The 18,284-nt window shown below is 74.5% G+C and carries 20 protein-coding genes; 17 read left to right on the top strand and 3 right to left on the bottom strand.

Annotated elements, in window-relative coordinates:
• Genes alaS through ACFVN3_RS09840 form a run of 4 tightly spaced genes read left to right on the top strand, consistent with a single transcriptional unit; the run spans position 1 to position 5,247 of the window.
• Positions 1 to 2,688, top strand: a complete 2,688-nt coding sequence (alaS, locus tag ACFVN3_RS09855; protein WP_378232628.1) for an alanine--tRNA ligase — start codon at positions 1 to 3, stop codon at positions 2,686 to 2,688.
• Positions 2,685 to 3,221: a Holliday junction resolvase RuvX gene (gene ruvX / locus ACFVN3_RS09850; RefSeq protein WP_378232627.1), complete on the top strand. Its 537-nt coding sequence runs from the start codon at positions 2,685 to 2,687 to the stop codon at positions 3,219 to 3,221. Before alaS ends, ruvX begins: the two co-directional genes overlap by 4 nt.
• Positions 3,218 to 4,372, top strand: coding sequence for an endolytic transglycosylase MltG (gene mltG / locus ACFVN3_RS09845; RefSeq protein WP_378232626.1), 1,155 nt, complete (start codon positions 3,218 to 3,220; stop codon positions 4,370 to 4,372). Before ruvX ends, mltG begins: the two co-directional genes overlap by 4 nt.
• Positions 4,369 to 5,247, top strand: coding sequence for a shikimate dehydrogenase (locus ACFVN3_RS09840; protein WP_378232625.1), 879 nt, complete (start codon positions 4,369 to 4,371; stop codon positions 5,245 to 5,247). Before mltG ends, ACFVN3_RS09840 begins: the two co-directional genes overlap by 4 nt.
• A gap of 47 nt (positions 5,248 to 5,294) precedes the next feature.
• Here ACFVN3_RS09840 and ACFVN3_RS09835 read toward each other — a convergent pair whose 3' ends face one another.
• Positions 5,295 to 5,990 carry a prepilin peptidase gene (locus ACFVN3_RS09835; RefSeq protein WP_378232624.1) on the bottom strand — a complete coding sequence of 232 codons (696 nt, stop codon included), beginning with the start codon at positions 5,988 to 5,990 and terminating at the stop codon, positions 5,295 to 5,297.
• A gap of 112 nt (positions 5,991 to 6,102) precedes the next feature.
• Between ACFVN3_RS09835 and aroC the strand changes: the two genes are divergently transcribed.
• From aroC to aroB, 3 genes are all read left to right on the top strand, one after another.
• Positions 6,103 to 7,320: a chorismate synthase gene (aroC, locus tag ACFVN3_RS09830; RefSeq protein WP_087472947.1), complete on the top strand. Its 1,218-nt coding sequence runs from the start codon at positions 6,103 to 6,105 to the stop codon at positions 7,318 to 7,320.
• The gene (locus ACFVN3_RS09825; protein ID WP_378232623.1) at positions 7,320 to 7,922 is read left to right on the top strand and encodes a shikimate kinase; all 603 of its coding nucleotides are present in this window, start codon (positions 7,320 to 7,322) and stop codon (positions 7,920 to 7,922) included. The genes aroC and ACFVN3_RS09825 overlap by 1 nt, the downstream gene beginning before the upstream one ends.
• 71 nt (positions 7,923 to 7,993) lie before the next feature.
• Positions 7,994 to 9,112 carry a 3-dehydroquinate synthase gene (gene aroB / locus ACFVN3_RS09820; protein WP_378232787.1) on the top strand — a complete coding sequence of 373 codons (1,119 nt, stop codon included), beginning with the start codon at positions 7,994 to 7,996 and terminating at the stop codon, positions 9,110 to 9,112.
• Between the two features lie 40 nt (positions 9,113 to 9,152).
• Here the strand turns inward: aroB and ACFVN3_RS09815 are convergent, their stop codons facing one another.
• Together ACFVN3_RS09815 and ACFVN3_RS09810 are read right to left on the bottom strand one after the other, a co-directional pair.
• The gene (locus tag ACFVN3_RS09815; protein WP_378232622.1) at positions 9,153 to 9,938 is read right to left on the bottom strand and encodes a glycerophosphodiester phosphodiesterase family protein; all 786 of its coding nucleotides are present in this window, start codon (positions 9,936 to 9,938) and stop codon (positions 9,153 to 9,155) included.
• A complete protein-coding gene (locus ACFVN3_RS09810) occupies positions 9,935 to 10,081 on the bottom strand; it encodes a hypothetical protein (RefSeq protein WP_378232620.1) in 147 nt (48 codons plus the stop codon). The genes ACFVN3_RS09815 and ACFVN3_RS09810 overlap by 4 nt, the downstream gene beginning before the upstream one ends.
• 120 nt (positions 10,082 to 10,201) lie before the next feature.
• Here ACFVN3_RS09810 and ACFVN3_RS09805 point away from each other — a divergent pair, with 120 nt between their 5' ends.
• The 10 genes from ACFVN3_RS09805 (at position 10,202) to carA (ending at position 18,283) form a co-directional block, all read left to right on the top strand.
• Positions 10,202 to 10,648, top strand: a complete 447-nt coding sequence (locus ACFVN3_RS09805) for a type II 3-dehydroquinate dehydratase (protein ID WP_154798741.1) — start codon at positions 10,202 to 10,204, stop codon at positions 10,646 to 10,648.
• 95 nt (positions 10,649 to 10,743) lie between these two features.
• Positions 10,744 to 11,394, top strand: a complete 651-nt coding sequence (locus ACFVN3_RS09800; RefSeq protein ID WP_378232619.1) for a hypothetical protein — start codon at positions 10,744 to 10,746, stop codon at positions 11,392 to 11,394.
• Positions 11,391 to 11,882 carry a hypothetical protein gene (locus ACFVN3_RS09795; protein WP_378232618.1) on the top strand — a complete coding sequence of 164 codons (492 nt, stop codon included), beginning with the start codon at positions 11,391 to 11,393 and terminating at the stop codon, positions 11,880 to 11,882. Before ACFVN3_RS09800 ends, ACFVN3_RS09795 begins: the two co-directional genes overlap by 4 nt.
• A gap of 112 nt (positions 11,883 to 11,994) precedes the next feature.
• Positions 11,995 to 12,558: an elongation factor P gene (gene efp / locus ACFVN3_RS09790; protein WP_047234234.1), complete on the top strand. Its 564-nt coding sequence runs from the start codon at positions 11,995 to 11,997 to the stop codon at positions 12,556 to 12,558.
• A 48-nt stretch (positions 12,559 to 12,606) separates the two neighbouring features.
• The gene (gene nusB / locus ACFVN3_RS09785) at positions 12,607 to 13,026 is read left to right on the top strand and encodes a transcription antitermination factor NusB (protein ID WP_087472016.1); all 420 of its coding nucleotides are present in this window, start codon (positions 12,607 to 12,609) and stop codon (positions 13,024 to 13,026) included.
• A gap of 185 nt (positions 13,027 to 13,211) precedes the next feature.
• Positions 13,212 to 13,874: a bifunctional pyr operon transcriptional regulator/uracil phosphoribosyltransferase PyrR gene (gene pyrR, locus ACFVN3_RS09780; protein WP_378232616.1), complete on the top strand. Its 663-nt coding sequence runs from the start codon at positions 13,212 to 13,214 to the stop codon at positions 13,872 to 13,874.
• Positions 13,871 to 14,965 (top strand): aspartate carbamoyltransferase catalytic subunit, encoded by a 1,095-nt coding sequence (locus ACFVN3_RS09775; RefSeq protein ID WP_378232614.1) that lies wholly within the window; start codon positions 13,871 to 13,873, stop codon positions 14,963 to 14,965. The genes pyrR and ACFVN3_RS09775 overlap by 4 nt, the downstream gene beginning before the upstream one ends.
• Entirely contained in the window at positions 14,962 to 16,326 is a 1,365-nt protein-coding gene (locus ACFVN3_RS09770) for a dihydroorotase (protein ID WP_378232613.1), read from the top strand. Before ACFVN3_RS09775 ends, ACFVN3_RS09770 begins: the two co-directional genes overlap by 4 nt.
• On the top strand, positions 16,323 to 17,024 hold the full coding sequence (locus tag ACFVN3_RS09765; RefSeq protein WP_378232612.1) for a hypothetical protein: 702 nt from the start codon (positions 16,323 to 16,325) through the stop codon (positions 17,022 to 17,024). Before ACFVN3_RS09770 ends, ACFVN3_RS09765 begins: the two co-directional genes overlap by 4 nt.
• Positions 17,021 to 18,283: a glutamine-hydrolyzing carbamoyl-phosphate synthase small subunit gene (gene carA / locus ACFVN3_RS09760; protein ID WP_378232611.1), complete on the top strand. Its 1,263-nt coding sequence runs from the start codon at positions 17,021 to 17,023 to the stop codon at positions 18,281 to 18,283. The genes ACFVN3_RS09765 and carA overlap by 4 nt, the downstream gene beginning before the upstream one ends.
• Position 18,284: the final 1 nt, after the last annotated feature.

Here is an 18,284-nt window from a genome sequence, read left to right as displayed (position 1 = left end):
ATGCGCACCGCCGAGATCCGCAAGCGCTGGCTCGACTACTTCGCCGACCGCGACCACACCGTCGTGCCCTCGGCGTCGCTCGTCTCCCCGGACCCGTCCACGCTCTTCACCATCGCGGGCATGGTCCCGTTCATCCCGTACATGACGGGCGAGCAGACCCCGCCGTGGGACCGTGCGACCAGCGTCCAGAAGTGCGTGCGCACGCTCGACATCGACGAGGTCGGCAAGACGACCCGTCACGGCACGTTCTTCCAGATGAACGGCAACTTCTCCTTCGGGGACTACTTCAAGGAAGGCGCGATCACCTACGCCTGGGACCTCGTCACGGGCTCGCGCGAGGAGGGCAAGTACGGGTTCGACCCGGAGACGGTCTGGGTGACCGTCTACCACGACGACGACGAGGCGCGGCAGCTCTGGAAGCGCATCGCCGGCCTGCCCGACGAGCGCATCCAGGCGCGCGGCAAGAAGGACAACTATTGGTCCACGGGCCAGCCCGGCCCCGCCGGCCCGTGCTCCGAGATCTACATCGACCGCGGCCCGGAGTTCGGTCAGGAGGGTGGCCCCGTCGTCGACGAGGACCGCTACCTCGAGATCTGGAACCTCGTGTTCATGCAGTACGCGATCGACGACGTGAGGTCGAAGGAGGAGTTCCGGATCGTCTCGGAGCTCGCGCGCAAGAACATCGACACGGGCATGGGCCTGGAGCGGGTCGCGTACCTGCTCCAGGGCAAGGACAACCTCTACGAGATCGACGAGGTCTTCCCCGTCATCGCGGCCGCCGAGGCGCTCTCGGGCCGGCGCTACGGCGCGAACCGGGAGGACGACGTGCGCATGCGCGTGGTGGCCGACCACGTCCGCTCGGCGCTCATGATCATGAGCGACGGCGTGCGCCCGTCGAACGAGGGCCGCGGCTACGTGCTGCGCCGCCTGCTGCGCCGCTCCGTGCGCGCGATGCGCCTGCTGGGCGTGGAGGACCGCGCGATGCCGGCGCTGCTCCCGGTGAGCCGCGACGCCATGGCGCCGTCGTACCCGGAGGTCGCGACCGACTTCGAGCGCATCTCGACCGTCGCCTACACCGAGGAGGACGCGTTCCGCCGCACCCTCACCTCGGGGACGACGATCCTCGACACGGCCGTGTCGAGGGCCAAGACGGCTGCGGGGACCGGCGGGGTGCCGGTGCTCGGGGGCGACCAGGCGTTCGCGCTGCACGACACCTACGGCTTCCCGATCGACCTCACGCTCGAGATGGCCGCCGAGCAGGGCGTCCAGGTCGACGAGAAGGCGTTCCGCGCGCTCATGACCGAGCAGCGCCAGCGCGCCCGCGCCGACGCGCTCGCCAAGCGCTCGGGCGGCGTGGACACCGCCGCCTACGAGTCGCTCGCGGGCGAGCTCTCGGCGCCGGTGGAGTTCCTCGGGTACACGGAGTCCTCGGCCGCCGTGCGCGTGGCCGGGCTGCTCGTCGACGGCGTGCCCGCGCCCGCCGCGACCGCGCCCGCCGACGTCGAGGTCGTGCTCGACCGCACGCCGTTCTACGCGGAGGCCGGCGGCCAGCTCGCCGACCACGGCACGATCGTGCTCGACGGCGGCGCGACCATCGAGGTCGACGACGTCCAGCGCCCGATCAAGGGCCTGTCCGTGCACCGCGGCCGTCTCGTCGAGGGGACCGCGGCGCTCGGCGACCCGGGCACCGCGACGATCGACCGCGACCGCCGCAAGGCGATCAGCCGTGCTCACTCGGCGACCCACATGATCCACAAGGCGCTCCAGGAGTCGCTCGGCAAGGAGTCGACCCAGGCCGGTTCGGAGAACGCGCCGAGCCGGATCCGGTTCGACTTCCGTCGCTCGTCGGCCGTGCCCGCGGGCGCGCTGTCGGAGATCGAGGAGCGGGTCAACACCCAGCTCCAGGAGAACCTCGAGGTCACGGACCAGCTCATGCCGATCACCGAGGCGCGGGCGCTCGGCGCCATGGCGCTGTTCGGCGAGAAGTACGGCGACGTCGTGCGCGTGGTGTCGATCGGTGGCGACTGGTCGCGCGAGCTGTGCGCCGGGACGCACGTGCAGCAGACGGGCCAGCTCGGCCTCGTGACGCTGCTCGGCGAGTCGTCGATCGGCTCGGGCGTGCGCCGCGTCGACGCGCTCGTCGGCGACGGCGCGTACGGGTTCCAGGCCAAGGAGCACGCGCTCGTGGGCCAGCTCACCGGCCTGCTCAACGTGCGGACCGAGGAGCTGCCGGACCGCGTGGGCGCGCTCGTGTCGCGCCTGCGCGACGCGGAGAAGGAGCTCGCGCAGCTCCGGCAGTCGCAGCTCCTCGCGGTGGCCGGCACGCTCGCCGCGGGCGCGGAGCTCGCGGGCGGCACGCGCGTCGTCGTGCACGATGCCGGCGAGGTCGCCTCCGCGGACGACCTCCGCGCTCTCGCGCTCGACGTGCGCGGCCGCCTCGGCGAGTCCGAGCCCGCTGTCGTCGCCGTCGGCGGCGTCGCGAAGGGCCGCCCGCAGGTGGTCGTCGTGACCAACGCGTCGGCCCGTGCCGCGGGCCTGCGTGCCGGCGTGCTCGCCAAGGCCGCCGCCCAGACGCTGGGCGGCGGTGGCGGCGGCAAGGACGACATGGCCCAGGGCGGCGGCACGGACGCGTCCGCGCTGCCGGCCGCCCTCCAGGGCGTGCGTGACGGCGCCGCGGTCGCCGCGTGACGGGCGTCCCTCCGCTGCCCGGTGACGACGAGCGTGCCCCCCTCGCTCGGGGGGCGCGCCTCGCCGTCGACGTCGGCAGCGTGCGTGTCGGGCTCGCGGCGAGCGACCCCGACGGGCTCGTGGCGACCCCGGTCGAGACGCTCGCGCGCGACACGCGCACCGGCGCTGCCGTCCCTTCGGACATCGCGCGGATCGCGGCCGAGGCCGAGGAGCGCGGGGCCCGCGTGGTCTACGTGGGTCTCCCTCGTCACCTCTCCGGGAGCGAGGGTGCCGCCGCCCAGGGTGCGCGGGCGTACGCTGGGCTGGTGGCACGCGTCGTCGCACCGGTGCCGGTGCACCTCGTCGACGAGCGGATGTCGACCGTCAGCGCCCACCAGGCGCTGCACGCGTCGGGGCGCGCCGGCAAGAAGCACCGCAGCGTCGTCGACCAGGCCGCCGCCGTTATCATTCTGCAATCCGCTCTCGACGCCGAGCGGGGCGCGGGGGTGCGCGCCGGAGAACCTGTAGACCCGACAGGAGACCACCGACCGTGACCGACCTGTTCGAACGGCCCGCCGTCCAGGGCGAGCAGCAGCCCGCGCGCTCGTCGCGCTCGGAGCAGCGCGCCCGCCGGGCGGCGAAGAAGCGACGCCAGCGCCGGCGTCGTCGCGCCCTCGTGGTGCTGCTCGTCTCTCTCCTCGTGGTGGGTGGCGCGGGGTACCTGCTGCTCAACAACGCCTCCGACCTCTTCGGGTTCGACAACCCGCTCGAGGCCAAGGACTACGAGGGCCCGGGAACCGACCCCGTCGACGTCACGATCGAGCCGGGCTCGACCGGCCGCGACATGGGCGCGGTGCTCACCGAGGCGGGCGTCGTCGCCAGCTCGGCGGCGTTCGCCAAGGCGTTCGAGGAGAACCCGAACGCGGGGAAGATCCAGCCGGGCACCCACACCCTGCTCCTCGGCATGCCGGCCAAGGACGCCGTCGCGCGCCTCGTGGCGAACGACTCGCGCGTCGAGACGAAGATCACGATCCCCGAGGGCTACACGGTCAAGCAGATCCTCGAGAAGGCGTCCTCAGTGACGGACATCCCCGTCGCCGACTTCGAGGCCGCGATGGCCGACACCGCGGCCACTGGCCTGCCCGCGGAGGCGAACGGCAACTACGAGGGCTGGCTGTACCCCACGACGTACGTCCTCGAGCCGGGAGACGTCAACGCCACGGGCATCATCCAGGGCATGGTCAGCCAGACCACGAGCGAGCTCGCCGACCTCGGTGTCCCTCCGGAGCGCTTCCAGGAGGTGCTCACGATGGCGTCGATCGTCGAGTGGGAGGGCAAGAACGCGGAGCAGCGTGGGATGGTCGCGCGCGTGATCTACAACCGTGTCGCGGACGGCATGCCGCTCGGCATGGACGCGATCGACGTCTACGGGCTCGGCAAGCCGGCGAACGAGATCACGACCGAAGAGTTCCAGAACCCCGACCTGCCCTACGCGTCGCGCGTCCACCAGGGCCTGCCCCCGACCCCGATCGGGAGCCCCAGCCGCGAGAGCGTGGAGGCGGTCATGAACGCCCCCGCCGGCCCGTGGCTCTGGTACGTCACGGTCAACCTGGAGACCGGCGAGACGAAGTTCACGGACAAGTACGCGGAGTTCGAGCAGTTCAAGCAGGAGTACCGGCAGTGGATCGCGGAGAACGGCGGGTGAGCGCGAGGCGTGCGCCGCGACGGGCGGCCGTCCTCGGTCACCCCGTCGCCCACTCGCTGTCCCCGGTGCTCCACCGCGCCGCGTACGAGGCGCTCGGTCTCGACGGCTGGACGTACGAGGCGATCGACACGACCGAGGAGCAGCTCCCGGCGCTGGTCAACGGTCTCGACGCGTCGTGGGCGGGCCTCAGCCTGACCATGCCGCTCAAGCACGCGGTGATCCCGCTGCTCGACCACGTCGACCCGCTCGCGAACGTCGTCGGCGCCGTGAACACGCTCGTCGTGCAGCCCACGGGCGGCCGGCGGCCGACGTTCGTCGGGACGAACACCGACGTGCACGGGCTCGTCGCCGCGCTCCGGGAAGGCCTGGGGGAGCGGGACGCGCGGACGGCCGTCGTGCTCGGAGCGGGGGCGACCGCCGCGTCCACGCTGGCCGCCCTCGCCGAGCTCGGCTGCACCGCGCCGACGGTCCTGGTGCGCTCGCTCGGGCGCACCGGCACGCTCCAGCGTGCGGCGCACCGCATGGGCGTCGAGCCGCGTTTCGAGATCCTCGACCCGTCGACGCCCGCGCTCGTGGCCCGCCTCGGCCAGGCCGACGCGGTCGTCGCGACCCTTCCGTCGCGCGCGGCCGATCCGGTGGGCGACGCGCTGGCGCAGGCGGCCGCGCGCGCGACGGGCGTGCTGCTCGACGTCGTCTACGACCCCCGGCCCACGGCGCTCTCTGCGGCGTGGGCCACCGCGGGCGGCACCGTCGTGGGCGGCGAGCGCATGCTCCTGCACCAGGCGGCCGAGCAGGTGCGCCTCATGACGGGCAAGGTCGCCCCGCTCGCCGCGATGGACCAGGCGCTCGAGGCTGCCCTCGGCGTCGCGGCCTGACGGCCGGTCGGAGACCGTCGGTCAGGACCGCGGGCCGGACGCCGCTGTCAGGCGATCGCGTACGCCCGGAGCGCCGCGTCGCCGAGCACGGCGGCGATCCCCGCCGCGGCGACCATGAACGGGCCGAAGGGGACCGCGGTGTCACGGCGCGCGCGCCGCGTGACGACGAGCGCGAGCGCCCACACGCCGCCGAGCACGAACGGCAGGACGAGACCGGCGACGAGCTCGCCCCACCCGAGCCAGGCGAGCGGCGTGCCGAGCATCCCGGCGAGCTTCACGTCGCCGAAGCCGAGGCCTGGCGGGTACGCGATCCGCAGCGCGGCGTACGCACCGAAGCCCAGGAAGCCGCCGGCGAGGGCGCGGCCGAGGGCGGCGCCGTCACCGGTGCCGACCGCGGCGACGCCGAGCAGGAGCACGGCTCCAAACCACGTCGGCAGGACGATCACGTCGGGCAGCCGGTGCGTGCGCGAGTCGACCACGGCGACGAGCGCTCCCGCCGCGGCCACGAGCACGAGGGCCGGCGTGGCCCACGACGCACCCGACCACCAGGCCGTGCCGGCCGCGGCGACCACCGCGAGGGCGGCTCCGAGCGTCCCGGAGAGCCGGAGCTCGCGGACCAGGTCGTCGCCCCGGCGTCGCCCCCAGCGGCGCTCGTCGTCGGCTTCTCCCCGCTCGACCGCCACCGGTGTGGCGCCCCGAGCCGGCGTGCCTTTCGTCCTCGTCCCGTCCCCCTGCTGGACCATGTGCGGCACCGTAGCGCTCCCGCCCCGCGCGCGCCGCCGTCGTCCACAACCCGCCGGTCCGCACTGCGGGCGCCCGCCGGGACGTGTTCGCCGACATGGGAGGATGGCGATCATGCTGCGTTGGTTGACATCGGGTGAGTCGCACGGTGAGGCGCTGGTCGGGATCCTCGACGGGCTGCCCGCGGGCGTCGAGCTCACGACGGACGACGTGAAGGCCGCGCTCGCGCGCCGTCGCCTCGGGTACGGGCGCGGCTCGCGCCAGAAGTTCGAGCAGGACGTGCTGCGCGTCCTGGGCGGGCTACGCCACGGCGTGACCCAGGGCGGTCCGCTCGCGCTCGAGATCGCGAACTCCGAGTGGCCCAAGTGGGTCGACGTCATGTCCGCGGACCCGGTGCCGCCCGAGGCTCTCCAGGTCGACGCCGGCACGGGCGACGTGCGCGAGATCGCGCGCAACCGGCCCCTCACGCGCCCGCGCCCCGGCCACGCCGACCTCGTGGGCATGCGCAAGTACGGGTTCGACGACGCCCGGCCCGTGCTGGAGCGGGCGTCGGCGCGCGAGACGGCGACACGCGTCGCCCTCGGCGCCGCTGCGGCGAAGTTCCTCGAGCAGGCGCTCGGCGTCCGGCTCGTGTCGCACGTCGTGGGCATCGGCCCCGTCGAGGTGCCCGAGGACGCCGCGGTGCCCGGGCCCGACGACGTCGCCGCGCTCGACGCCGACCCGGTGCGCTGCTTCGACGCCGCGACGTCCGCGGCGATGGTCGCCGAGATCGACGAGTGCCAGAAGGCGGGCGACACGCTCGGCGGCGTGGTCGAGGTGCTCGCCTACGGCGTCCCCTCGGGCCTCGGCACCTACGCGCAGAGCGACCGGCGCCTGGACGCGCGGCTCGCCGCCGTGCTCATGGGCATCCAGGCCATCAAGGGTGTCGAGGTCGGCGATGGCTTCCGTACCGCGCGCCGCCGCGGGTCCGCCGCGCACGACGAGATCGAGCGCGGGACCGACGGGCGCATCCACCGCCTGAGCAACCGGGCCGGCGGCGTCGAGGGCGGGATGTCGAACGGCGAGGTCGTGCGTGTGCGCGCCGCGATGAAGCCGATCTCGACGGTGCCGCGCGCGCTCGCGACGGTCGACGTCGTGACGGGCGAGGTCGCCAAGGCCCAGCACCAGCGCTCCGACGTGTGCGCCGTCCCGCCGGCGGCGGTCGTCGCCGAGGCGATGGTCGCGCTCGTGCTCGCGGAGCAGGCACTCGAGAAGTTCGGCGGCGACTCCGTCGCGGAGGTCCGCCGCAACGCCGAGGCCTACCTCGCCGCGATCCCGGAGCTCCAGCGCTGATGACGCCCGTCCCCCCGGGCACGCGCCCGGTCGTCGTCCTCGTCGGCCCGCCCGGCAGCGGCAAGTCGACGGTCTCGCGGCACCTCGCCGACCTGCTGGGTCTCGCGCAGCGCGACACCGACTCCGACGTCGAGACCGCGGCGGGCAAGCCGGTCGCCGACATCTTCGTCGACCACGGCGAGCCGCACTTCCGCGAGCTCGAGCGCGAGGCCGTGACGACGGCGCTCGCCACCCACGACGGCGTGCTCGCCCTAGGCGGCGGCGCCGTCCTCGACGAGCACACCCAGACCGCCCTCGCGGCCTACGTCGCGGCGGGCGGCGCCGTCGTGTTCCTCGACGTGAGCCTCGCGCACGCGGCGCCGCGGGTCGGGCTCAACCAGTCGCGCCCGCTCCTGCTGGGCAACCCGCGGGCACGGTGGGCCGCGCTCATGGAGGCGCGGCGTCCCGTCTACGAGCGGGTCGCGACGCTGCACGTCGTCACCGACGCGCGCACGCCCGCACAGGTCGCCCAGGAGATCCGGGCACACCTCGCGGACAGCGCGGCGGACCGTGCCGCGGCGCCCGCCCCCGCCGACACCCCGGCCGAACAGGAGAACGCGTGAGCGACACGACCCCCGCCCCGGACACCGAGCCCGTCGCCGGGCCGACCGACGAGCGCCCCGCGCCGACGCGCGTGCGGGTCGCCGGGGACCAGCCCTACGACGTCGTCGTGGGCCGGCACCTGCTCGGCGAGCTCCCCACCATGCTCGGCGACCGGGTGCGCCGCGTGCTCGTGGTCCACCCCGCGGCCCTCGCCGCGACGGCCGAGGTCGTCCACGAGGACCTCAAGGCGTCGGGCTACGAGGCGTACGTCGCGGAGGTCCCCGACGCCGAGGAGGCCAAGACCGCGCAGGTCGCGGCGTTCCTGTGGGGCGTGCTCGGCCAGCTGGACTTCACGCGCACGGACGCGGTCGTCACGGTCGGCGGCGGCGCGACGACCGACCTGGGCGGGTTCGTCGCGGCCACCTGGCTGCGCGGCATCCGCGTGGTTCACGTGCCGACGACGCTGCTCGCGATGGTCGACGCGGCTGTCGGCGGCAAGACGGGCATCAACACCGCCGAGGGCAAGAACCTCGTCGGGTCCTTCCACCCGCCCGCGGGCGTGCTGTGCGACCTCGCAGCGCTCGAGTCTCTCGGGCGCTGGGACTTCGTCGCCGGCATGGCGGAGGTCGTGAAGACGGGCTTCATCGCCGACGAGCGCATCCTCGAGCTCGTCGAGGAGCACGCGGACGCGCTCGCCGCGTGGGGCACCCGCCCGACGACGGACGAGACCTGGGCCGTCGTCGCCGAGCTCGTGGAGCGCTCGATCGCGGTCAAGGCACGCGTCGTGGGGGAGGACCTCAAAGAGGCGGGCCTGCGCGAGATCCTCAACTACGGGCACACGCTGGGCCACGCGGTCGAGCTCACGGAGCGCTACCAGTGGCGCCACGGCGCGGCCGTGTCCGTCGGCATGGTGTTCGCGGCCGAGCTGTCGCGCCTCGCCGGGAAGCTCGACGACGCCGTCGTCGAGCGGCACCGCGCGATCCTCGGCTCGCTCGGCCTGCCGCTCACGTACCGCGGCGACCGCTGGGAGCAGCTCCTGTCCGCCATGCGGCGCGACAAGAAGTCGCGCGGCGACCTCCTGCGGTTCGTCGTGCTCGACGACGTCGCGCGGCCCACCCGCCTCGAGGGCCCGGACCCGACGCTCCTCGCGGCGGCCTACGCCGAGATCGCGGCCGACGCCCCGGTGGGACGCGGCCCCGTCGCGCTCTGACGCGCTGCGTCCGCGCCCCGGTCGGCGCGGGCCGGTCCGGTCACGTCCACAGCCCCCGCGCGCGGAGCACGTCGCGCAGCAGGTCGGCGCGGTCGGTGACGATCCCGTCGACCCCGAGGTCGAGCAGCCCGTGCATCGTCGCGCGGTCGTTCACCGTCCACGCGTGCACCGCGACACCCGCCCGGTGCGCGGCCCGGACGAACCCCGAGTCGACGACGCGCACCCAGCCCCCGCGCACGGGGACCTGCAGGCAGTCCACCGACCGGGCCGCGCGGCGGGCCAGCGCGTCGGCCCGCGCACGGCCGGCGAGGAGCATGCCGACCACCGCCCCGCGCGCGCCCGAGACCGTCACAGGGCGCGACAGCCGTGCCACCGTCGCCTCCCGGCGCGACGCCGCGAACGACGCGACGCACACGCGGTCGTGCGCGCGCGTGCGCTCGATCGCCCGCGCGACCGGTTCGGCGGCCGCCGCCGACTTCACGTCGACGTTCACCCGCAGGTCCGGCCACGTGCCCAGCACGTCCTCGAGCGACGGCACCCGCTCCGTCCCGCCGATCCGCGCCGCGCGCACGGTGCGCCACGGGAGGTCGGCCACGAGCCCGTGCGCGTCCGTCGTGCGGTCCAGCGACGCGTCGTGGAGCGCGACGGCCACGCCGTCCGACGTCGCGTGGGCGTCCGTCTCGACGTACCGCAGCCCGAGGTCGCGAGCGGCGGCGAACGCCGCCATCGAGTTCTCCAGGCCCTCGCGCGAGAACCCGCGGTGCGCGAGCGCGACGAACGGCGCCTCCAGGTAGCCGCTGCCGGCGTGGCTCGTCGGGGCGCTCACGCCGGCCCCCGGGCGGCGCGGTCGACGAGCCCGCTGACGCCGGCGATGCCGCCCGGGCGCCGCACCGGGAGCCCGAGCGGCTGCCGCCCCTCGGTGGGCACATGCCAGACCCGGCGGGCGCGGAGGACGGCGGAGAGGCTCACCCGGCCAGCGTGCACGACGGCGACGCCCGACGCGCGTCGAGCCGTACCCACCCCGTGGTTCCGGTCACGGGGAGAGCCCGCGCGGCACGGACGGAGGCGGCGCCGCTAGGCTCGGGCGCCATGGAACGCGTGCTGGTCCTCAACGGACCCAACCTCGGCCGGCTCGGTGTGCGCGAGCCGGAGATCTACGGCTCCGCCTCGATGGCCGACCTCCAGGAGTCCGCCCTCGCGTGGGGCGGCGCGCTCGACCTCACGGTCGACGTGCGGCAGACCGACGACGAGTCCGAGCTCGTGGGCTGGCTCCACGAGGCCGTCGACGCCCGCGCCCACGTGGTGCTCAACCCGGCCGCGTTCACCCACTACTCCTACGCGGTGCGCGACGCCGCGGCGCAGGTCACGACCTCCGGCCTCCTCCTCGTCGAGGTGCACCTGAGCAACCCCGCGGCGCGCGAGGCGTTCCGCAGCCACTCCGTGGTCGGGGCGGTCGCGACCGGCACGATCGCGGGGTTCGGGTTCGACTCGTACCGGCTCGCGCTCGAGGCGCTCGCGGCTCGACTGCGCGGCTGACCGGTCGTCTGCGCACGCCGCCGCCGCACCCTTGATCGCCTTTCATCAAGTCCTCATGCTTGATATGCCCCTCTCAAGGGATTAGCCTGGATCGCATGTTCGTCCTCACCGTCGACCAGCGGGGGAGCACCGGTCACCGCGACCGCGTGCCCGAGGTGCTCGCGCGCCTCGAGGTGCTCCTGGCCGACCGGCCCGGGCTCGTGGTCCCGTTCGACCGGACGGTGGGCGACGAGGTGCAGGGCGTGCTCGACGACGCCGGCACCGTGGTCGAGGTCGTGCTGGACCTGCTGCGCGACGGCGGCTGGAGCGTCGGGGTCGGCGCGGGAGCCGTCGACGAGCCGCTGCCCGCGGTCTCGCGCGAGGCGTCGGGGGAGGCGTTCGTGCGGGCGCGCGAGGCGGTCGAGCAGGCCAAGTCGCGCGCGGCCACGGCGCCCGTCGCCGTCCGCGGCGAGCCGCCGTCGCGCGCCGCCGAGGTCGAGGCGCTCCTGCGCCTGCTCGCCGCGGTCGTGGACCGGCGGACCGCGCCGGGGTGGGAGGCGGTCGACACGCTCGCGCGTGTGGGCGGTACCCAGAAGGATGTGGCCCGAGCGCTCGGGGTGTCCGAGCAGGCGGTCAGCCAGCGGCTGCGCGTCGCGCTGTGGCCCGAGGAGGCGGCGGTGCGGCCCGTGGTGGCGAGGCTGCTGGACGAGCTCGGGGCGAGCCGTCGGCGTGAGCCGGCGGAGGATCTGCGGGAGGGCGGAAGATGACGGACCCGGTGTCGGTCGTGCTGGTCGTGCTGGTGTGGGTCGTCGCGCTCGCCGCGAGCGTGCTCGGCGGAGGGCCCGTGACGCAGTGGGTGCTGCGTGCCGCGGCTCGTTCTGGCGACCCGGCCCGTGCGGGCTCCGGTCGTGCGGGGCGCACGAGGGCTCGGGCTGCTGCGACGGACCCGGCCGCGGTCCCCGTCCCCCCGCCACCGCCCCCCGCGACCGGGCCCATCGGCACCGAGGCCGTGAAGGCGCTGCGCGGCGGCACGTGGATCGGGATCCTCGAGCGGTTCGCGATCACCGGCTGCCTGCTCGCCGGCGAGCCCGGCGGGATCGCCTTCGTCGTCGCGATCAAGGGCCTGGGACGCTACCCGGAGCTGCGCGAGCACCCCGTCGCGTCCGAGCGCTTCGTCATCGGGACCCTCGCCTCGATGTGCTGGGCGGCTACGGTCGGCGTCGCGGCGAACGCCGTCCTCGTCGCGCTGGGGTAGGACGCTCCGGTAAGATCGTCAAGGCCCATTTCCCGCTCCGCCCTCGTGCGCCCGGTCGACTCGCGTCGCCCGGTGCCGCGGAGCCCGTAGACCCTCCGACAGGAAGACGAACGTGGCGACCACCAACGACATCAAGAACGGCACCGTGCTGCGACTCGACGGCCAGCTGTGGACCGTGATCGAGTTCCAGCACGTCAAGCCCGGCAAGGGTGGCGCGTTCGTCCGCACCAAGATCAAGAACGTCATGACGGGCAAGACGATCGACAAGACGTTCAACGCCGGCCTCAAGATCGAGACGGCCAACGTCGACCGCCGCGACTTCCAGTACCTGTACCAGGACGGCGCGGACTACGTGTTCATGGACACCTCGACGTACGACCAGATCACGGTCTCGCCCGAGATCGTGGGCGACGCCAAGGACTACATGCTCGAGAACCAGAACGTGCTCATCGCGTCCAACGACGGTCAGCCGCTCTACATCGAGCTCCCGGCCTCGGTCGTCCTCGAGATCACGTACACCGAGCCGGGCCTCCAGGGTGACCGCTCCACGGGCGGCACCAAGCCGGCGACGCTCGAGACGGGCGCGCAGATCCAGGTCCCGCTCTTCCTCGAGCAGGGCACCAAGGTCAAGGTCGACACGCGCGACGGCTCGTACCTCGGCCGCGTGAACGACTGACCAGGTACCCGCAGAGCCGCCGAGAGCAACGAGAGACAGCCGATCACCATGGCCGCACGCACCAAGGCGCGCAAGCGCGCGCTCGACGTCCTCTTCGAGGCGGAGCAGCGTCAGGTGGACCCGACGACCCTCCTCGCGGAGCGCGTCGCCGACCCCGGCACCGCGCAGACCGCCCTGCCGCAGTACGCGGTCGACATCGTCGAGGGCGTGCTCGCGCACCGCGACCGCATCGACGAGCTGATCGAGACGTACTCCCACGGGTGGACGCTCGAGCGGATGCCGGCGGTCGACCGGGCCCTGCTGCGCATCGGCGGGTGGGAGATCCTCTTCAACGACGACGTCCCGGACGTCGTCGCGATCGACGAGGCCGTCGACCTCGCGCGCTCCCTGTCGACCGACGACTCGCCGTCGTTCGTCAACGGGCTGCTCGCACGCATCGTCGAGATGAAGCCGACGATCACGGCCTGAGCGCTCCACGGCCCCGCAGCGGGCCGGCACGACCCCTCGACGCGGCGTCGGTCACGGGTGTGACCGACGCCGCGTCTTATCCGGCGGGACGCGTACCCGCCGCCGTGATGCGCGGCGGTAGGGTGGGTGACCGTCAGACATCCTTTAAGGCCCGTCCCGTGAGGCGGGGAAGGAGGTCGCCGGACATGAGCTCTGGCGCTGCTGTGCCCACACCATCCCCATCGACCCCTGAGACGACGCCCGAGGCCGGGACCGTCGTCCTGACGGCCGCCGACATCTCCCGCGCGCTGACGCGCATCGCCCACGAGATCGTGGAGCGCAACAAGGGGGCCCACGACCTCGTCCTCCTCGGGATCCCGACGCGCGGCGTCCCGCTCGCGACGCGGCTCGCCGAGCGCCTCGCTGCGATCGAGGGGTCGCCCGCCGACGGCGCACCTGACCCCCACGCGATCGTCGGCGAGCTCGACGTGACGATGTACCGCGACGACCTCCACCGGCACCCGACGCGCACCATCGGTGCGACGCGCCTGCCCGCGTCGGGCATCGACGGCAAGGTCGTAGTCCTCGTCGACGACGTCCTGTACTCCGGGCGCACCATCCGCGCCGCGCTCGACGCGATCAGCGACCTCGGCCGCCCGCGCGCCGTGCAGCTCGCCGCGCTCGTCGACCGCGGCCACCGCGAGCTGCCGATCCGCCCCGACTTCGTGGGCAAGAACCTGCCGACCTCGACGTCCGAGCGCGTCAGCGTGCGCCTCGCCGAGGTCGACGGCGTGCCCGCGGACGCGGACGCCCCGGCGGACGCGGTCGTCATCCGCTCCGCCGCCGGCGGGACGGAGGCCCGCGCATGAGGCACCTGCTGTCCACCCAGGATCTTGCGCGCACCGACGCCGTGCGCATCCTCGACACGGCCGCGCAGATGGCCGCGACGCAGGCACGCGAGATCAAGAAGCTCCCCACGCTGCGCGGCCGCACGGTCGTCAACCTCTTCTACGAGGACTCGACGCGTACCCGCATCTCCTTCGAGACGGCCGCCAAGCGCTTGTCGGCGGACGTCATCAACTTCTCCGCCAAGGGCTCGAGCGTGTCCAAGGGCGAGTCGCTCAAGGACACCGCCCTCACGCTCCAGGCCATGGGCGCGGACGCGGTCGTCGTGCGGCACCAGGCGTCCGGGGCCCCGCACCTGCTCGCCCACGCGGGCTGGCTCGACGCCGCGGTCCTCAACGCCGGCGACGGCACCCACCAGCACCCCACCCAGGCGCTGCTCGACGCGTACACGCTGCGCCGCCACCTCTCCGGGACGGGGCTCACCGCCCCCGGCGCGAGCGGGCCGGACGACGCGGCCGCGCGCGGCGCAGGCCTCGACGGGCGGCACGTGGCGATCGTCGGCGACGTGCTGCACTCGCGCGTCGCGCGCTCGAACGTGCACCTGCTGCACACGCTCGGCGCGCGCGTGACGCTCGTCGCGCCGCCCACGCTCCTGCCGGTCGGCGTCCAGACGTGGCCGTGCGAGGTCTCCTACGACCTCGACGCGGCCCTCGCGGGCGACACCGCGCACGGCGGCCCCGACGCCGTGATGATGCTGCGCGTGCAGCGCGAGCGCATGAGCGGCTCGGGTGCGGGCGGGGGAGCGTTCTTCCCCAACCCGCTCGAGTACAGCCGCAAGTACGGGCTCGACGCGCGGCGGCTCGGCCTCCTCGCCGAGCACGCGATCGTCATGCACCCCGGCCCGATGAACCGCGGGCTCGAGATCTCCGCGCAGGCGGCGGACTCGCCGCGCGCCGTCATCGTCGAGCAGGTCGCGAACGGCGTCGCCGTGCGCATGGCCGTGCTCTACCTCCTCCTCGCGGGCAGCGACGAGACCGACGCCGCCCCGGCGGCTGCCGCGCCGCTGTCGCCCGCCCAGCCCGTCCCCGCCGTCGAAAGGGTCCCCGCCTCGTGAGCAGCGCCGCAACCACCACGTACGTCCTGCGCGGCGCGCGCCCGCTGGGCGGCGAACCCGTCGACCTCGTCCTCTCCGGCGGCGTCATCGCCGAGATCGCGCCGGTCGGCGCCGCGCGTACCGGGTCCGGGGACGGCGAGACCGTCGTCGTCGACGCGACCGGCCTCGTGGCGCTCCCCGGCCTGGTCGACCTGCACACCCACCTGCGCGAGCCCGGCCGCGAGGACGCCGAGACGATCGAGTCCGGCACGCGCGCCGCCGCGGCGGGCGGTTTCACGGCCGTCCACGCCATGGCCAACACGACGCCCGTCGCGGACACGGCCGGTGTCGTCGAGCAGGTGTGGCGCCTCGGGCGCGACGCCGGCTGGGTCGACGTGCACCCGGTCGGGGCGGTCTCCGTCGGTCTCGCGGGCCAGCAGCTCGCCGAGCTCGGGGCCATGGCCGACTCGGCGGCGCGCGTGCGCGTGTTCTCCGACGACGGCAAGTGCGTCGACGACCCGATCCTCATGCGCCGGGCCCTCGAGTACGTCAAGGCGTTCGACGGCGTCGTCGCCCAGCACGCGCAGGAGCCGCGCCTCACCGAGGGCGCCCAGATGAACGAGGGCGTCGTCTCGGCCGAGCTCGGCCTCGCGGGCTGGCCCGCGGTCGCCGAGGAGGCGATCATCGCGCGCGACGTGCTCCTGGCCGAGCACGTCGGGTCGCGCCTGCACGTGTGCCACCTCTCGACCGCGGGCTCGGTCGAGATCGTGCGCTGGGCCAAGGGCCGCGGCATCGACGTGACCGCCGAGGTCACGCCCCACCACCTCGTCCTCACCGACGACCTCGCGCGCGGCTACGACCCGACCTTCAAGGTCAACCCGCCGCTGCGCACCGCCGCGGACGTCGAGGCGGTGCGCGAGGGCCTCGCGGACGGCACGATCGACATCGTCGCGACCGACCACGCGCCCCATGCCCGCGAGGACAAGGACTGCGAGTGGGCCGCGGCCGCGTTCGGCATGACCGGCCTGGAGACGGCGCTGAGCGTCGTGCAGCAGACCATGGTCGACACGGGTCGCCTGACGTGGGTCGACGTCGCGCGCGTGCTGTCGAGCGCGCCCGCGCGCATCGGCCGCATCAACACCGGCGAGCGCGCCCAGGGGCGCCCGCTCGAGGTCGGCGAGCCCGCGAACGTCACGCTCGTCGACCCGGCCGCGCGGCGCGTCGTCGACGGCGCGGGCCAGTTCACGGCGAGCACCAACACGCCGTTCCAGGGCCGCGAGCTGCCCGGCGCGGTCGTCGCGACGTTCCTGCGCGGGCGCGCCACGGTGCTCGACGGCACGCCCGTCCCGGTGGGCGCCGGCACGCAGGGGGTGCGGGCGTGAACCTGCCCCAGCCCGTCGCGGTCGGCATCTGGGTCGTCCTCGGCGTCGTCCTCCTGACGCTCGTCCTCGTCGGCCGCCGCCGCCTCGTGCGGCGTTCGGCCGGCGTCGTCCCGACGCCGCCGGCGCCGCCCGCCGAGGCAGCGCGGGGAGCCGTGGTGCTCGGGCCGCTCGACGCGCTCTACGTGTCCAGCACGCTCGCGGGCGACTGGCTCGCCCGCGTCGGTGCCCACGGGCTCGGCGACCGGTCCCAGGCCCAGGTCACCGTGCACGACGGCGGCCTGCACGTCGCGCGCAACGGCGCCCCGGACGTCTGGGTGCCCGCCGCGGCGGTCGGGGGCGCCGCCCTCACGCCCGGCATGGCCGGCAAGTTCGTCGGCAAGGAGGCCATCGTCGTCGTGACGTGGACCGTGCCTGCGGAGCCCGTCCCTGCCGACGCGCCCGAGGCTCCGACGAACCCTGAGGTCCGGCTCGACACCGGCCTCCTGCCCCGTCACGACCACGACGTCGCACGGCTCCTGGAGGCCGTCCAGGGTCTCGCGGGTCGAGCCGACGACGACCGCGACCGAGACGCCGCCGACGACATGCACGAGCGACGACCCGGGGCGCCGAGCGCCGCCCCCGCAGACCCCGCAGACCCGGCGCCGACGCGCGAGAGCGCGACACCCGGCACCGACGAGAACGACGAGGAAGCACCGTGACCGCCTCAGTGAACACAGCGACCACCCAGGTCTCCGCCACCGCACCGCCCGCCGACCGGGCCCTGATCGTCCTCGAGGACGGCACCGTGCAGACCGGGCGTGCCTACGGCGCGCGTGGCACGACGGTCGGCGAGATCGTCTTCAACACCGGCATGACCGGCTACCAGGAGACGCTCACCGACCCCTCCTACCACCGCCAGATCGTCGTCATGACGGCCCCCCACATCGGGAACACGGGCGTCAACGACGAGGACCCGGAGTCCGGCAAGATCTGGGTCGCCGGGTACGTCGTGCGCGACGCCGCTCGCCGGGCCTCGAGCTGGCGCGCGCAGCGCACCCTGGACGAGGAGCTCGCCGCGCAGGGGATCGTCGGCATCAGCGACGTCGACACGCGCGCCCTGACGCGCCACCTGCGCGAGCTCGGCGTGATGCGCGCCGGCATCTTCTCGGGCGACGCGCTCGTGCGCGACGGCTACCCGCGCACCGTCGAGGACCTCGTCGCCGAGGTGCAGGCCGCGCCCGCGATGGCCGGCGCCGACCTCGCGCGCGAGGTGAGCACCGACGAGGCGTACGTCGTCGAGCCCTTCGAGGGCACGACGCCGGACGGCGCGCCCGTCGCGACGGTCGTCGCCGTCGACCTCGGCATCAAGTCCATGACGCCGCAGCGCCTCGCCCAGCGCGGCGTGCGCGTGCACGTGGTTCCCGCCGCCTCGACAATCGAGGACCTCGAGGCGTACGCGCCCGACGGCGTGTTCTTCTCCAACGGCCCCGGCGACCCGGGCGCCGCGACGCACGAGGTCGAGCTGCTGCGCGCCGTCCTGGACCGCGGCACCCCGTTCTTCGGGATCTGCTTCGGCAACCAGATCCTCGGGCGCGCCCTCGGGTACGGCACGTACAAGCTCGCGTACGGCCACCGCGGCATCAACCAGCCCGTCATGGACCGCCGCACCGGCAAGGTCGAGGTCACCGCGCACAACCACGGGTTCGCCGTGGACGCGCCGCTCGACGGCGAGTCCGTCGCCCCGCACGACGGCGGCCGCTACGGGCGCGTCGTCGTGTCCCACGTCGGGCTCAACGACCAGGTGGTCGAGGGGCTCGAGTGCCTCGACCTGCCCGCCTTCTCCGTCCAGTACCACCCCGAGGCCGCGGCCGGCCCCCACGACGCCGCGTACCTCTTCGACCGCTTCGTCGAGCTCATGGCGTCCCGTCGCGCCGCCCAGGGCTCCGAGGCCGCCGACCAGAACACCAAGGAGAGCTGAC

This window comes from Cellulosimicrobium sp. NPDC057862 (assembly GCF_042797035.1).
GTDB lineage: Bacteria > Actinomycetota > Actinomycetes > Actinomycetales > Cellulomonadaceae > Cellulosimicrobium.
This window is presented reverse-complemented; position numbering and strand designations above follow the sequence as displayed.

Coding starts and splice junctions, on each gene's coding strand:
- aroC (WP_087472947.1), top strand. CDS start 6,103: ATGCTGCGTTGGTTGACATCGGGTGAGTCGCACGGTGAGGCGCTGGTC.
- alaS (WP_378232628.1), top strand. CDS start 1: ATGCGCACCGCCGAGATCCGCAAGCGCTGGCTCGACTACTTCGCCGAC.
- ACFVN3_RS09835 (WP_378232624.1), bottom strand. CDS start 5,990: ATGGTCCAGCAGGGGGACGGGACGAGGACGAAAGGCACGCCGGCTCGG.
- pyrR (WP_378232616.1), top strand. CDS start 13,212: ATGAGCTCTGGCGCTGCTGTGCCCACACCATCCCCATCGACCCCTGAG.
- ACFVN3_RS09825 (WP_378232623.1), top strand. CDS start 7,320: ATGACGCCCGTCCCCCCGGGCACGCGCCCGGTCGTCGTCCTCGTCGGC.
- ACFVN3_RS09805 (WP_154798741.1), top strand. CDS start 10,202: ATGGAACGCGTGCTGGTCCTCAACGGACCCAACCTCGGCCGGCTCGGT.
- ACFVN3_RS09795 (WP_378232618.1), top strand. CDS start 11,391: ATGACGGACCCGGTGTCGGTCGTGCTGGTCGTGCTGGTGTGGGTCGTC.
- nusB (WP_087472016.1), top strand. CDS start 12,607: ATGGCCGCACGCACCAAGGCGCGCAAGCGCGCGCTCGACGTCCTCTTC.
- ACFVN3_RS09775 (WP_378232614.1), top strand. CDS start 13,871: ATGAGGCACCTGCTGTCCACCCAGGATCTTGCGCGCACCGACGCCGTG.
- ACFVN3_RS09800 (WP_378232619.1), top strand. CDS start 10,744: ATGTTCGTCCTCACCGTCGACCAGCGGGGGAGCACCGGTCACCGCGAC.